Source organism: Segatella copri (genome assembly GCF_009494395.1).
In the GTDB taxonomy this organism is placed as follows: domain Bacteria; phylum Bacteroidota; class Bacteroidia; order Bacteroidales; family Bacteroidaceae; genus Prevotella.
The window spans coordinates 39,368-53,522 of sequence record NZ_VZCB01000082.1; the positions used below are offsets into that span (position 1 = coordinate 39,368).

The 14,155-nt window shown below is 46.5% G+C and carries 11 protein-coding genes; 7 read left to right on the top strand and 4 right to left on the bottom strand.

Annotated elements, in window-relative coordinates; all coding sequences use genetic code 11:
* Positions 1 to 80: 80 nt before the first annotated feature.
* Complete coding sequence (locus F7D73_RS11520) at positions 81 to 1,472, top strand: ATP-binding protein (protein ID WP_153124862.1); 1,392 nt, start codon at positions 81 to 83, stop codon at positions 1,470 to 1,472.
* A gap of 51 nt (positions 1,473 to 1,523) precedes the next feature.
* On the opposite strand, the gene F7D73_RS11525 is transcribed toward F7D73_RS11520, so the two are convergent.
* The 4 genes from F7D73_RS11525 to F7D73_RS11540 all read right to left on the bottom strand — a co-directional run bounded on the left by F7D73_RS11525 (position 1,524) and on the right by F7D73_RS11540 (position 6,767).
* A complete protein-coding gene (locus F7D73_RS11525) occupies positions 1,524 to 3,509 on the bottom strand; it encodes a glycoside hydrolase family 97 protein (protein ID WP_153124864.1) in 1,986 nt (661 codons plus the stop codon).
* An 85-nt stretch (positions 3,510 to 3,594) separates the two neighbouring features.
* A complete protein-coding gene (gene nadA / locus F7D73_RS11530) occupies positions 3,595 to 4,587 on the bottom strand; it encodes a quinolinate synthase NadA (RefSeq protein WP_153124866.1) in 993 nt (330 codons plus the stop codon).
* A gap of 415 nt (positions 4,588 to 5,002) precedes the next feature.
* Positions 5,003 to 6,088, bottom strand: coding sequence for a glycosyltransferase family 9 protein (locus F7D73_RS11535; protein ID WP_153124868.1), 1,086 nt, complete (start codon positions 6,086 to 6,088; stop codon positions 5,003 to 5,005).
* Between the two features lie 73 nt (positions 6,089 to 6,161).
* A complete protein-coding gene (locus F7D73_RS11540) occupies positions 6,162 to 6,767 on the bottom strand; it encodes a DUF4254 domain-containing protein (protein WP_153124870.1) in 606 nt (201 codons plus the stop codon).
* A gap of 225 nt (positions 6,768 to 6,992) precedes the next feature.
* Here F7D73_RS11540 and F7D73_RS11545 point away from each other — a divergent pair, with 225 nt between their 5' ends.
* From F7D73_RS11545 to F7D73_RS11570, 6 genes are all read left to right on the top strand, one after another.
* Positions 6,993 to 7,229, top strand: a complete 237-nt coding sequence (locus F7D73_RS11545) for an acyl carrier protein (protein ID WP_004342032.1) — start codon at positions 6,993 to 6,995, stop codon at positions 7,227 to 7,229.
* Positions 7,230 to 7,250: 21 nt separating this feature from the next.
* Complete coding sequence (fabF, locus tag F7D73_RS11550) at positions 7,251 to 8,513, top strand: beta-ketoacyl-ACP synthase II (RefSeq protein WP_153124871.1); 1,263 nt, start codon at positions 7,251 to 7,253, stop codon at positions 8,511 to 8,513.
* Complete coding sequence (gene rnc, locus F7D73_RS11555) at positions 8,503 to 9,567, top strand: ribonuclease III (protein WP_153124873.1); 1,065 nt, start codon at positions 8,503 to 8,505, stop codon at positions 9,565 to 9,567. The genes fabF and rnc overlap by 11 nt, the downstream gene beginning before the upstream one ends.
* A 215-nt stretch (positions 9,568 to 9,782) precedes the next feature.
* Positions 9,783 to 11,291, top strand: a complete 1,509-nt coding sequence (locus F7D73_RS11560) for a GH3 auxin-responsive promoter family protein (protein ID WP_153124875.1) — start codon at positions 9,783 to 9,785, stop codon at positions 11,289 to 11,291.
* A gap of 51 nt (positions 11,292 to 11,342) precedes the next feature.
* Positions 11,343 to 13,316, top strand: a complete 1,974-nt coding sequence (locus tag F7D73_RS11565) for an Ig-like domain-containing domain (protein ID WP_153124877.1) — start codon at positions 11,343 to 11,345, stop codon at positions 13,314 to 13,316.
* Between the two features lie 2 nt (positions 13,317 to 13,318).
* Positions 13,319 to 14,131, top strand: a complete 813-nt coding sequence (locus F7D73_RS11570; protein ID WP_153124879.1) for a DUF3108 domain-containing protein — start codon at positions 13,319 to 13,321, stop codon at positions 14,129 to 14,131.
* Positions 14,132 to 14,155: the final 24 nt, after the last annotated feature.

The following is a 14,155-nucleotide window of genomic DNA, read 5'->3' on the forward strand; positions in this document are numbered from 1 at the left end:
CAACTAATTGTTGCTCAAATATTTGGAATTATCGTTCAGAAAGATTATCTTTGTGAACGATAATAATAAAACATAGCATTATGGAATATGATAGATTAATAGATAGAAAGGCGGAGACAGACCGAATTACAGAAGCCCTGAAACGAGAGAACACTCAATTCATCGTTATATATGGTCGTCGCAGAATAGGAAAATCTACGCTCATCAAATATCTTGTGAATAGTCAAGAACAGGCTATTTACTTCTTGAGCGATACTTCTACAGAGGCAGTACAGCGATCTGCTTTTGCCAAATCTGTGGCAACAGTCATTGATGGGTTCGACAAGGTTATCTATCCCGACTGGGAATCACTTTTCCGCAGTATGAACAATCAACTATCTCAGAGAATCATGGTATGCCTGGATGAATTTCCTTATCTTGTAAAAAGCTGTGAGGCACTTCCTTCCATCATCCAAAAGCTCTTGAACGAGAAAATCTTAAAGTTTGATTTTGTTCTTTGCGGTTCTTCACAACAATTGATGCATGGCTACGTGCTCAATCGCCAGTCACCACTCTATGGACTTGCCAATGAGATTATCAAGATGCAACCGATTGCGGCTCAATATATGAGGGAGGCAATGGAGTGTGATGCCGTGCAAGCGGTAAAAGAATTTGCAATATGGGGCGGTGTGCCTCGCTATTGGGAATTGCGTCGTGATTATCCTGATACCAAAACGGCGATTCGCAAGGTGTTGCTTGATCCACAGGGTCCCTTGATGGAAGAACCTCAGCGACTGCTTCGTGATGATATGCGAGATACCGTCCAGGCATCAACCTTACTCACTATTATCGGTAATGGCGCTAACAAACTTTCAGAAATAGCATCCAGGGCTGGTAAGGAAGCCAACTCCTTGTCAGAGCCTCTAGGCAAATTAAGAGATTTAGGGTACATAAGCAGAGAGGTGCCTTTTGGCGACAATCCGAAAAAAAGCAAAAAGGGACTTTACCACATCAACGACTCACTTCTCAGATTCCATTATCAATTTATCGTGCCTTATCGTTCTATCCTTGAGTTGGGAAAAATTGATACGGTGATGCAGGTTGTGGAAAGCCAGCTGCCGCAGTTTATTGGCCAATGTTGGGAGTTACTATGCCGTGATTACGTAAGTGGCAATATCATAGATGGCATTGCCTACAATGTAGCTTCCCGATGGTGGGGTAAAATTTTTCCACCAGAAGAAAAGGATGGTAAAATGGTAGAATTGGACGTTGTGGCAGAATCAATAGACAAGAAACACATATTGATTGGCGAATGTAAATGGACACACAATGATAGTGCCGACCGCCTGATGGAAACTCTTGAGCAAAAGGCGAAATATCTTCCTTTTATCAAGAAAGGACAGCAGGTACATCTTGTCTTGTTTATGAAAGAAGCCCCTACTTATATGAACGAAGAAGCTAAGATACTTCTACCTGAAGACATCATGCAATAGAAAAAGGGTCTATATGCCACGATGAACGGGGCGGCGTATAGACCCTTTTATTTACTCTACGATGGCTGTCCAGCCACCTGCTGGAGCCAGATGTATCTGAAGCTTATCGCCGGCACTGATCTGCTGGTAAGTATGCTTATAGTCTGTGGCTTCACGGTCGGCATTGATGCCGTCGGCAAAGATGTTCGCCTTGCCGCTCAGCTTTTCAGGACAGTTGGTCTTTCCGTTCAGCTTCAGCAATGGAGAGAGATCGATGGTGAGGTCACGGGCCTGCCAGTTGTTCATCGCTGCAATATACCATCTGCTGCCCCTTCTCTTGGCTACAACCACGTATTCGCCCAGTTTGCCGTCCAATGGAACCACCTGGTCATAAACCGTCGGTATCTGGGCTATGAAATCGGTACACTCCTGATTCTGCATATACTTCGTAGGACTGTCGGCAAGCATCTGCAAAGGAGCATCAAAGATGGTATACATCGCCATCTGATGCACACGGGTGCCCTGGCTCATCGGATGGTCGTTGTTGCCGAAGAACTGCGAACGGACGGCATTCACCATGGCTCCAGGCGTATAGTCGAAACTGCCCGGCAGGGCACGGAGATATGGAATCGTCACGTCATAGCGAGGCTGGTCGTGCAGAGGACCATCGCCCACACGAGGCTCCCACTTGGAATTCTCCAAACCCTTCACGCCCTCGAAATTCACGATGTTGGGATAGGCAAACTGTACGCCAAACGGACGCATGCCATGAAGGTCGAGCAGAAGATGATGTCTGGCAGCACATTCAGCCACCTCGTATACGGAATTGATAGCCTTCTGGTCGTCACGGTCAAAGAAATCAACCTTGAATCCCTTGACGCCCATATCGCCGTAATGCTTCATGATTTCTTCCATCTTCTCATGACCACGCTGGATGAGATTGCGCCATGAAGACCAGAGAATCACTCCTACCCCATTCTGCTTGGCATAGTTGATGATGCCCGCCATATCCATCTTGTCGGAGAAGATGAGCAGGTCTTCCGGATCGCTCCAGCCTTCATCGATGATGATATATTCCAAGCCGTTCTTGCGGGCAAAATCCACAAAATACTTATAGGTATCGGTATTGATGCCGGCACGGAAATCCACGCCCGTGATATTGGTGTTGTTCCACCAGTCCCAAGCCACTTTTCCCGGCTTTATCCACGATGTATCCTTGATTCTGCACTGAGGTCCCAGCTGTCGGGCAATATCATTGCCTACCAGCTGTTTGTCTTCATCTGTTACGAGCACGATGCGCCAAGGCAGACGGGTTACCTTTTCTGCGATATAGCCGGCACGCTCAGTAGGAACCAGGTTCAGGCGGTTGTATCCACCTATCTTCTCCTTTAAAGGATAAGGAGGGAAGGCAGCCTGCAGCGAATGTTCCGAAGAAGACGCACCCTTCAGAAGATACATGCCCGGATAGTTTTCCACATCAGCCTCCATGACCACGGCCTTCTTTCCTTCAGGCAGACAGACAGCGAGAGGCGTGATGGCGAGGGAATCCTGATACATTCTGGACAGCGGAGCCTCGTCGTAATAGGACTCGAAGGAATAGCACCAGCGCTCTCCTTCACGGTTATCATTGACATAAGGTACGAAACTCTGATAGTCGCCGGCAAAGCGATATTCGGAAGTTTCATTCACCACCTTATTGATTGTCTTCTTAGGGATGATGCGATAGGCTGCAGCATTCAGGAAAACGCGGAATTCCACATCATATCCGTTGCAGGAAAGGAGCAACTGCTGATAGCCGCCTGTATCATCGTTTTTATAATTATGAACGGTAGCCTTGCGCACCTTCGGATTGACGCCAAAGGTCTGTCTATCAGTCTGTAAGGAGATGGCGGAAGGTTTCAGAACCTGGGTTTTCCCCTTGGTGATATCCCAGGTTATCGACTTATCCACATTGATGTTAACAACCATATCGCCCAATAATGATTGGACGGTATATACTTTCGCCGACAAAGGCAGGCAGCATAAAGCCAGGATTGGAGTGATTAATCTTGCATTCATACCTAAGTTGTTTTGTTGTTTATCTAATGGTTAAAGAGTTCCATTCCAAAAATGCAGATCATTCACGGAACGGAACTTCCGGGTCTTATGAGAGGGAAAGCATCTTCTCGATAGGCTTGACGGCTTCCTTGGCTATTTCCGGAGCCACTTCTACCGTAGGCCAGCCGAACTTCAGGCTATTGTAGATCTTCTTCAATGAGTTCATCTTCATATATTCGCACTCATTGCAGCTGCAGCCTACTCCACCCTCGCTAACCTCCGGCGGAACAGGATAGAAGACGACGGAAGGACAGTTGCGCTCCAGCTCGTGCAGGATACCAGCCTCTGTGGCGATGATATACTCCTTGATTTCCGGATGCTCCTGGGCATAATGCAGCATGGTAGCTGTAGAACCCTTCACATCGGCTACGGCAAGCACAGGCGCCTTGCACTCCAGGTGGGCCATCACGACGGCATCAGGATGCTCCTGCTTCAACTGGATGATAGCCTCTACAGAGAACTTCTCATGCACATGGCAGCCACCATTCCAGAGCAGCATGTTTCTGCCCGTCACGCTGTTGATATAGTTGCCCAGGTTGTAATCAGGACCGAAGATGATCTTCTCGTCCTGCGGGAAGGCATCAATCACCTTCTTGGCATTGCCGCTGGTCACCACACAATCGGTCAGCGCCTTCACGGCAGCGGTAGTGTTGACATAGCTCACCACCTTATATCCAGGATGCTCCTCCTTGTACTTCTTCAAATCTTCAGCCTTGCAGCTGTCGGCAAGCGAGCAGCCGGCATTGAGGTCTGGGCAGAGCACAGTCTTGTCAGGGCTCAGGAGCTTGCAGGTCTCAGCCATGAAATGAACACCACACATCACCATCACCTTGGCATCGGTCTCGGCAGCCTTGCGTGCCAGCGCCAGGGAATCGCCCACGAAGTCGGCAATGTCCTGAATTTCGCCTACGGTATAGTAGTGCGCCAGGATGATGGCATCCTTCTCCTTACAGAGTTTCTTGATTTCAGCTTTCAAGTCTAAGGCTTCGTCAACGGGTTCGTCAACGTATCCTTTCTCAATCCATTCTTTTTTCACCATAACATTCATATTTATATTTCTTTATTTCTAATTTTTAAAAAAGAATTATTAGGATGATGATATGACGTGGATAAGTGGATAAAAAACAGCCCGGATATTTGCTGTTTCCGTTATCCAAGTCTTCCTGTCAGTTATGAGCACGGGTCATGGAAATCTTTTTCCTGGCTCTTAATGCCTTAACCGTTTTATCAACATTTCCCCAATTCGCTGCAAAGTTAATAAGTTTATATCTTTTTCCGCTCAAAAAGTGCGAAAAAGTTTCTAAAAACTTATTAATAACCCTGTGGATATCCCTATTTTCACATTCATGACATGGGGGCTGTGGATATTTACGAAGTTATTAAAAAGTTATGAATAGGGTTTTCCGTACACTTATCAACGGTTTTTCGTGTATAAACAAAAAAGCAGAAACCGGTCAGGATTTCTGCTTGAATACGTTTTCTATTTTTTCGATAATCAGTTCGGGAGATATATTCTTCATGCAGGCAAAGTCGCCGCGCATGCATGGCTTGTTGCCGTAGATGCTGCAAGGACGGCAAGGTAGGTCGAGCTGAACGGCATTGTCGGGGCTCTGATGCCATCCCATGAAGCCAGCGTAAGGATGAGTGGCTCCCCAGACGCTGACGACAGGAGTATTGACGAGCGAAGCCAGATGCATATTGGCACTATCCATGCTCAGCATGACGTGGAGATGGCTCATCAGGATGAGTTCCTGCTGCAGACCGCCCAGATGGGAGGAAGCATTCACTACCTGCTTATAGTCTTCTGCCCATTTATCCATGACCGGAGTCTCGTTTTTGCCTCCTCCGAAGAGGAAGATATGGCAGTGGGGATGATTGTGGATAAGTTGCTGGATAACTTTTTCCATCAGCTGTACGGGATAAATCTTGCCTTCGTGGGCAGCAAACGGAGCGATGCCTATCCAAGGTTCGGTTATGTGCTTGTTTTCCAGACTGATAACGCTGTCGCCAGCTCTGAAAACTTCCTGTGGCAGGCTGGCGAGATTGCCTTTTCCTTCACCGAAGATGGATGTGAATTCCATCTTGACGGGATAGCCTAACTGTGCAAAAACATCTGCATAATTCTGGAAGGAGCTAGGCAGCTGCTGCAGTTTCTTGCCGGAAGATGCTACCAGCTTGCGCTTGCCGCTGCGATGCTTGTCGATGTGTGCCACCTTGAAATTGGCTAGATTGAAACGCATGCGCAGATAGCTGGAGCGCAATACGCTATGCAGGTCGGCTATCGCCGTGAACTGCTTGGCGATGAGTCGGCGATACAATGCATTCAAGCCCGTTACGCCTTTGTATTCACCCTTGATGTCTGCCTCCATGAAGCCTACGTTAGGGGCGAGGTCTTCGAAGAATGAGCGGGCGAATGGACGACTGAGCACTGTTATCCTGACATGTGGATATTGTCTGGCCAGCGAATATATCACAGGTACGGTCATGGCAACATCGCCCATGGCCGAGAATCTTATAACAAGTATATGCTCTGTCTTCATTTGTTTTTTCTTCTTTATATATATAATAAGGTGGGAATGGGGAGAAATAGCTCTCCCTCATCCTCCTCCTGTTTTATTTCTGGTTGTAGAGAACCGGATTGGTAGAAGGGTCGTTGTACATCTTCATCTGGCGATATACCTTCATGTACTTTCTTCCCGCCTCGATATCTTCCAGGAGCTGGTCGATGGCTGTAGAAAGGTCTACCTGCTGTTCGAGCAGCACGTTGAGCTTAGCCTGGCACTTAGCCTTGTGCTCAGCAGAAGCCTCAGGACGGTCTACCTGCTCCTTCATGTGATAAATCTTGAGGGCGAGGATGCTCAGGCGGTCAACAGCCCATGCCGGACTCTCGGTATTGATGCGCGCATCCGGCTGCACCTTTACGTCCTTATAAGTCTCACGGAAGTAAGAGTCAATCTGCTCCACGAGGTCAGTACGGTCCTGATTGCTCTTGTCGATACGGCGCTTCAAGACGAGCGCTTCAGCAGGATCAATCTGCGGATCGCGGATGATATCCTCGAAATGCCACTGTACGGTATCAATCCAGCACTTGAGGTAGAGACGGTTCTCGATGGTACCTTCGGCAAACGGATTATTGATAGGAGTATCAATATTGTCTTTGATGTGATAATCGGCTATCGCCTGATTAAAAATCCTGTTAGCGTTTTCTGTAAATGTCATATGGTTTGAAATGTTTAATTAAATACTGCACAAAAGTAACAAATTTCTCTCAAAGAGCCAACAAAAAAGCGAAAAAAGACCAAATTAATGCACAATTTAGGGGTGATTGTGCACCGAAAGTCACTTTTTTCGCCAAAATATTTGTTTATCTCAAAAAAAAAGTGTTCCTTTGCACTCAGATTTTTAATTAGAAATTAATTTATAAACATTTTAAAGGTTACAATTATGTCAGAAATTGAAAGCAAAGTAAAGGCAATTATCGTTGATAAGCTCGGTGTTGATGAGGCAGAAGTAAAGCCAGAGGCAAGCTTCACAAACGACCTCGGTGCAGATTCATTGGATACAGTAGAGTTGATCATGGAATTCGAGAAGGAGTTCTCTATTTCTATTCCAGACGATAAGGCTGAGAAGATTGCTACTGTAGGTGACGCTATCGCTTACATCGAGGAGAACGCTAAGTAATTTAGCACTAAAATTTTATAAATGGAATTAAAGAGAGTTGTTGTAACAGGTCTCGGTGCTGTGACTCCAGTAGGTAATAATCCAGAGGAAACCTGGAATAACCTTCTTGCTGGAAAGAGCGGTGCTGCTCCTATTACTCATTTCGATACAACCCTTTTCAAGACCAAGTTCGCTTGCGAGGTTAAAGACTTGAACATCAATGATTGGATTAATCGTAAGGAAGCTCGCAAGCTTGACCGTTATACCCAGTTGGCTATGATTGCTGCCATGCAGGGTGTAAAGGACGCTGAAATTGATCTTGAGAAGGAAGACTTGGATAACGTTGGCGTTGTATTCGGTGTAGGTATCGGTGGTATCAAGACTTTCGAGGATGAGGTGAAGTACTACGGTACTCACGAGGAGAATGGTCCTAAGTTCAATCCATTCTTCATCCCTAAGATGATTGCAGATATCGCTTCTGGTCAGATTTCAATCCACTTCGGATTCCACGGACCAAACTACACTACTACATCTGCATGCGCTTCTTCAAGCAACGCATTGGCTGATGCCTTCAACCTGATTCGTCTGGGCAAGGCAAACATCATCGTGAGCGGTGGTGCCGAGGCTGCTATCTGCGCTTGTGGCGTGGGTGGTTTCAATGCTATGCATGCATTGTCAACACGTAATGATGATCCTGAGCATGCTTCACGTCCATTCAGCGCAAGCCGTGATGGATTTATCATGGGCGAAGGTGCTGGTTGCTTGATTCTCGAGGAACTGGAGCACGCTAAGGCTCGTGGTGCGAAGATCTATGCTGAGATGGTAGGCGAGGGCGAGAGTGCTGATGCTTATCACATCACAGCTTCTCATCCTGAGGGCCTCGGTGCTAAGCTCGTTATGGAGCGCGCATTGGCTGATGCCAATCTGAAGCCAGAGGACATTGACTATATCAATGTTCACGGTACATCTACCCACGTAGGTGATATCTCTGAGGCTAAGGCTATCAAGGCTGTCTTCGGTGATGCAGCTTACAAGCTCAACATCAGTTCTACCAAGTCAATGACTGGTCACCTCCTCGGTGCTGCCGGTGCAGTAGAGGCTATGGCTTGTGTTCTTAGTGTGAAGAACGATATCGTTCCTCCTACTATCAACCACGAAGAGGGTGATGACGATCCAGAGCTCGACTACAACTTGAACTTTACCTTCAACAAAGCTCAGAAGCGTGAAGTTCGTGCTGCATTGAGCAATACTTTCGGATTCGGCGGTCACAACTGCTGTGTAGTATTCAAGAAGTATGCTGAATAATTTTATAGATAGAATAAAGCTCTCTTTCCGCAAGGATAAAGAGCTTTATTTTTCTTTGTACGAAATCCTTGGTTTCTATCCTCACGACATCAGTTTTTACAAGCTTGCCTTGATGCACAAGAGCATCATGCGCCGCAATTCAAAGGGTAAGCCGGTGAATAACGAGCGCCTGGAGTTCCTGGGCGATGCTGTTTTGGATGCTGTAGTAGGAGACATCGTGTACCAGCACTTCCCTGGCAAGCGTGAGGGATTCCTTACGAATACCCGAAGCAAGCTAGTGCAGCGCGACACGCTCAACAAGCTGGCGCAGGAGATGGGTATCAATCAGCTGATTTTATCTAACGGACACAGTTCTTCTCATAACAGCTATATGGGAGGAAATGCATTCGAAGCCTTGGTTGGTGCCATCTATCTGGACCGCGGTTATGACGTATGCATGTTTTTCATGAAGAATCGCATTCTGGCACAAATGATAAACATTGATAAGGTGGCTTACAAGGAGGTTAACTTCAAGAGCAAGCTTATCGAATGGAGCCAGAAAAACCGCGTACAGCTTGAATATGTATTGATTGAGCAGCAGAAAGATGACAATGGAAGCCCTGTGTTCACCTATCAGGTGGAAATTGAAGGCGTGAAGGGGGGTATCGGCAAGGGATATTCCAAGAAAGAAAGCCAGCAGCTTGCCTCTAAGGAAACTTTAGACAACCTGCGCAAGAAACCGCAGTATATTGACGAGGTCTTTGCTGCCAAGGCTAACCGTACAAAGATGGAGGAAGAGCCTGTGCTCAATGTGCCTAGCACAGAAGTGCAGGAGAATTTCATCATCTCGCAGAATCTGGACGAAAAACCCCTAGAGGAGAAGCACGTCAGCGTGTTCAAGGAAGAGGTTTTTTCGGACAAGCCTGCTGCAGAGGAGAATGAAATGGCAGAAACCGTCGTAGAACAGAACAATAGCGACGAGTTTGACTTGAGCGATATTACAGCAGAGCCTAAGGAGATGTCTAGAGAAGACATCATTGCAGCTGCCGAGGCGGCTGCCTTTGCTGAAGAATAAACTCTTTTACATATCGGAAAAAGACTCCCATAGAAAGGTAATATAAACTTATCTATGGGAGTCTTTTTGTATACATCAGGTAGGGCTTTTATTGCAGTTTTTCTCCTCATATATATCTATCTTGGATTTTTGTATTAAAAAAAAGTAAAAACTTTCTCTATATCAAAAGATTGAATTAATTTTGCATCTACTTTATAAGGTATATATATCTAGATATGAGTTTAACAACGATAGTAAGTAATGTCTTCAAACCCCGACAGAAGGAGTTGGAGAAGTATGTTAATGATGCAGAACATTTGCAGCATCATACACTCATGCGCCTTATTGAAAAGGGCAAGAATACGGAATATGGTGTAAAGCATCTATTAAATACTACCAATAGTTATGAGAAATTTGCGATGAATGTGCCTGTCAACACCTATGAGGAGCTGAAGGGGGACATCGACCGCATGCGCCATGGAGAAAAGGATATCCTGTGGCCGGGTACCGTGAAATGGTATGCTAAATCTTCGGGTACTACCAACGACAAGAGTAAGTTCATCCCTGTTTCTCATGATGGTTTGCATGGTATTCATTATGCGGGTGGATTTGATGCCGTAGCGCTCTATCTGCGTAATAATCCGAAAAGCAGGATTTTCGACGGCAAGAGCCTGATTCTTGGCGGTAGCCATTCGCCTAACTATAATGTTTCGGGCAGTCTGGTGGGCGATTTGAGCGCTATTCTCATCGAAAACATCAATCCGCTTGCCAATCTGGTGCGTGTGCCTAGGAAGGAAACGGCTCTCCTGAGCGACTTCGAGGTGAAGCGCGACCGTATTGCGCAGGAAACCCTGAACAAGAACGTTACGAATATCTCGGGTGTGCCTAGCTGGATGCTCAGCGTTCTGGTACGCGTCATGGAGATTTCAGGCAAGAAGCATCTGGAGGAAGTATGGCCAAACCTGGAGGTTTTCTTCCACGGTGGTATTGCCTTTACGCCTTATCGCAAGCAGTATGAGCAGCTCATCACTTCGCCTGACATGCATTATATGGAGACTTATAATGCCAGCGAAGGCTTCTTCGGACTGCAGAGCGATCCATCCGACCCGGCGATGCTCCTGATGATAGATTATGACGTCTTCTACGAGTTTATCCCTATGGATGAATTCGGCAAGGACAATCCTACCATCATACCTCTATGGGATGTGGAGATAGGCAAGAACTATGCGATGGTTATCACAACCTCCTGTGGATTATGGCGTTACATGATTGGTGATACCGTTCAGTTTACAAGCAAGAATCCATATAAGTTTGTCATTACCGGCAGAACCAAGTATTTCATCAATGCCTTTGGCGAGGAACTGATTATGGATAATGCCGAGAAGGGTCTGGCTTATGCCTGCGAGAAGACGGGTGCCCAGGTGGCTGAATATACGGCTGCTCCTGTCTATATGGACAGCAACGCCAAGTGCCGCCATCAGTGGCTTATCGAATTCTCCAAGGAACCGGAAAGCCTGGACGAGTTTGCCAGCCTGCTCGACCGGAAACTGCAGGAAATCAACAGCGACTATGAGGCTAAGCGATTCCACGACGTTACGCTCCAGCATCTGGAAATAGTAAAGGCAAGACCGGGAGTCTTCAACGATTGGCTCAAGAGCAAGGGCAAGCTGGGTGGCCAGCATAAGATTCCTCGTCTCAGCAACAGCCGCAAGAATCTCGACGAAATGCTGATGATGAACAAGTAAATTTTTATCGCTGCCTTCGAGATAGGGTAGCGAATATAAAGATAATATACAATGATTAATATGAACGACATCAAGGACAAGTTGAAGTTAAATTCCTTGTTTCTGCCTTTCTATCTGGCGGTCTTCCTCCTGTTGGCTTCCTGTGCACGAATGGGACAGCCTGACGGAGGATGGTTTGACGAGACACCACCTAAGGTGGTAGGTGCCTCGCCAGCTGACGGTGCTGTCAATGTGAAGGAGAAGAAGATAGATATTTACTTCGATGAGTTTATCAAGGTGGATAATCCTACCGAGAAGGTGGTGGTTTCGCCTCCTCAGCTCGAAGTGCCTGAAATCAAAGGCGCAGGAAAGCGTATTCATATTTCGCTTGTCGATTCTCTGAAACCCAATACCACTTATACCATCGACTTCTCGGATGCTATCAGCGACAACAACGAGGGAAATCCGATGGGCAACTATACCTATAGTTTTTCTACAGGTACCGTCATTGATACGATGGAGGTTGCGGGATATGTGCTGGAGGCTGAGAATCTGGAACCTATCAAGGGTATTCTCGTAGGTCTCTATGATGATCAGGCTGATTCTGCGTTCAAGACCAAGCCTATGTTGCGTGTAAGCCGTACGGACAGTAGAGGACGTTTCGTCATCAAGGGCGTAGCGCCGGGCTCTTATCGCATCTATGCCCTGCAGGACATGGACGGCAACTATATGTTCAATCAGAAGAGCGAGAAAATCGCCTTCACCCATGACATCATCATACCATCCAGCAAGCCTGATGTCAGACAGGATACCACATGGATAGACTCGCTGCACATCAAGTCGATTGACCAGGTGAAATATACCCATTTCCTGCCTGATGACGTGGTGCTCAGGGCTTTTACGGAACCGTTGACAGACAGATATTTCCTGAAGGCAGAGCGCAAGATGCCTAACTGTTTCTCGCTCTATTTCAGTTATGGAGATTCCATCCTTCCTGAGATAAAGGGACTTAACTTTGATGCCGAAAAAGCGTTCATCATAGAAAGTTCGGAGAAGAAAGATTCCATCACCTATTGGCTGAGGGATACTGCCCTGGTCAATCAGGATACGCTTCGCATGGATCTTACCTATCGCATGACCGACAGTACGGGTGTGCTGATATGTCATACCGATACGGCTATGGAGATTCTTTCCAAGGAACCATACGCCAAGCGAATGAAAGCCAAGGAAAAGGAGATAGCCGAGTGGACCAAGAAGCAGGAAAAACTCAAGAAGAAAGGTATGCCTTATGACTCGGTGATGGCCATCAAACCGCTTGAGGTCAAGGTGGGAGTTGCCTCAGAACTGGACCCGGACAAGAACGTTACGTTCAGTTTTGATACTCCGCTTGCCAAGGCAGATACGGCAGGAATGCATCTTTATGCCAAGCATGATACGCTCTGGTATCGGGCTCCTTTTGAATTTGATTCGATAGGAAACCGGGAATATGTGCTGAGAGGAGAGTGGAGACCTGATATAGAATATAGTCTTGAGGTGGATTCTGCTGCTTTCGAGGATATCTACGGTCTGGCATCCAAGCCTATCAAGCAGGGATTCAAGGTCAGCTCGCTCGATACATACGGCACTCTCCTGGTGAATATCACCGATAATTTTGGAGATTTGCCTCTCCTGGTACAGTTGTTGAATGCTCAGGACCAGGTGGTGAAGTCGGTGAAGGCAGTAAATGGGGTAGCAGAATTCTATTATCTTAAACCGGAGAAGTATTACATGCGCCTGATTGTTGATAGAAACGACAACGGCAAATGGGATACGGGCTGTTATGATGATGATCTGCAAGCGGAGGAAGTATATTATTATCCGGAACTCCTGGAATGTAAGGCTAAATGGGATTTGACGGAAAGCTGGAGCCCGAAGTCTTATGAACTGTCCAGGCAGAAGCCTTCTGCCATCACCAAGCAGAAACCTGACAAGGAAAAGAAAGTAAAGAATCAAAATGCACAACGTGCCAAAAAATTGGGCATAGAGTACATTCCTAAAATGTTATAGTTATGAAGACATTTAAATCTTTTTTGATAGCAGCAATGCTACTCTTGGTCAGCACAACCGTGTCTGCCCAGTGTACATTTCGTAATACGGCATTCAAATCGGGTGAGTTTCTCACCTATAACCTGTATTACAATTGGAAGTTCGTTTGGGTAAAGGCTGGTAATGCCAGCATGTCGGTTATCCAGACTACCCGTCATGGTAAGCCTGCTTATCGTGGTTCGCTCGTAACCAGAGGAAATAAGCGAGTAGACGATTTCTTTGTGCTTCGTGATACTTTGCTTTGCTATAGTGGTACGGATCTGGCACCGCTCTATTTCCGCAAGGGAGCCCGTGAAGGCAAGCGATATACCGTAGATGAGGTTTTCTATAATTATGCCGGTGGCAAATGCCATGTAAACCTGCATTATCAGAATAAGAATGGCGAGCATAAATGGAAGAAGGCTTCCTACGAGGATTGTGTTTTCGACATGATGAACATCTTCCTCCGTGCCCGCAGCTTTGATCCTGCCAACTGGAAGCGGGGACATTGCGTCAAGTTCCCTATCTGTGATGGCGGCGGTCGTAATCCGGCTCAGTTGAAGTATGGTGGCAAGGTTACGGTCAAGGCTGACAACGGCGTGAAGTATCGTTGCCTGCGTCTTGAATATATGGAGATTGACGATGGTAAATGGAAGAAAATCGTAGATTTCTATATCACCGATGATGAGAATCATGTGCCTGTACGCCTGGATATGTTCCTGAAGTTTGGTTCGGCAAAGGCATTCCTGGTTGGCATGAAGGGCACCAGAAACCCTGTTACTTCTATTGTGAAGTAATATAGATAAAAAAATAAAGGCATC

Bases quoted from the DNA above. Each gene is read 5' to 3' on its own strand.
- F7D73_RS11520 (WP_153124862.1), top strand. From the start codon at position 81: ATGGAATATGATAGATTAATAGATAGAAAGGCGGAGACAGACCGAATT.
- F7D73_RS11525 (WP_153124864.1), bottom strand. From the start codon at position 3,509: ATGAATGCAAGATTAATCACTCCAATCCTGGCTTTATGCTGCCTGCCT.
- nadA (WP_153124866.1), bottom strand. From the start codon at position 4,587: ATGGTGAAAAAAGAATGGATTGAGAAAGGATACGTTGACGAACCCGTT.
- F7D73_RS11535 (WP_153124868.1), bottom strand. From the start codon at position 6,088: ATGAAGACAGAGCATATACTTGTTATAAGATTCTCGGCCATGGGCGAT.
- F7D73_RS11540 (WP_153124870.1), bottom strand. From the start codon at position 6,767: ATGACATTTACAGAAAACGCTAACAGGATTTTTAATCAGGCGATAGCC.
- F7D73_RS11545 (WP_004342032.1), top strand. From the start codon at position 6,993: ATGTCAGAAATTGAAAGCAAAGTAAAGGCAATTATCGTTGATAAGCTC.
- fabF (WP_153124871.1), top strand. From the start codon at position 7,251: ATGGAATTAAAGAGAGTTGTTGTAACAGGTCTCGGTGCTGTGACTCCA.
- rnc (WP_153124873.1), top strand. From the start codon at position 8,503: ATGCTGAATAATTTTATAGATAGAATAAAGCTCTCTTTCCGCAAGGAT.
- F7D73_RS11560 (WP_153124875.1), top strand. From the start codon at position 9,783: ATGAGTTTAACAACGATAGTAAGTAATGTCTTCAAACCCCGACAGAAG.
- F7D73_RS11565 (WP_153124877.1), top strand. From the start codon at position 11,343: ATGATTAATATGAACGACATCAAGGACAAGTTGAAGTTAAATTCCTTG.
- F7D73_RS11570 (WP_153124879.1), top strand. From the start codon at position 13,319: ATGAAGACATTTAAATCTTTTTTGATAGCAGCAATGCTACTCTTGGTC.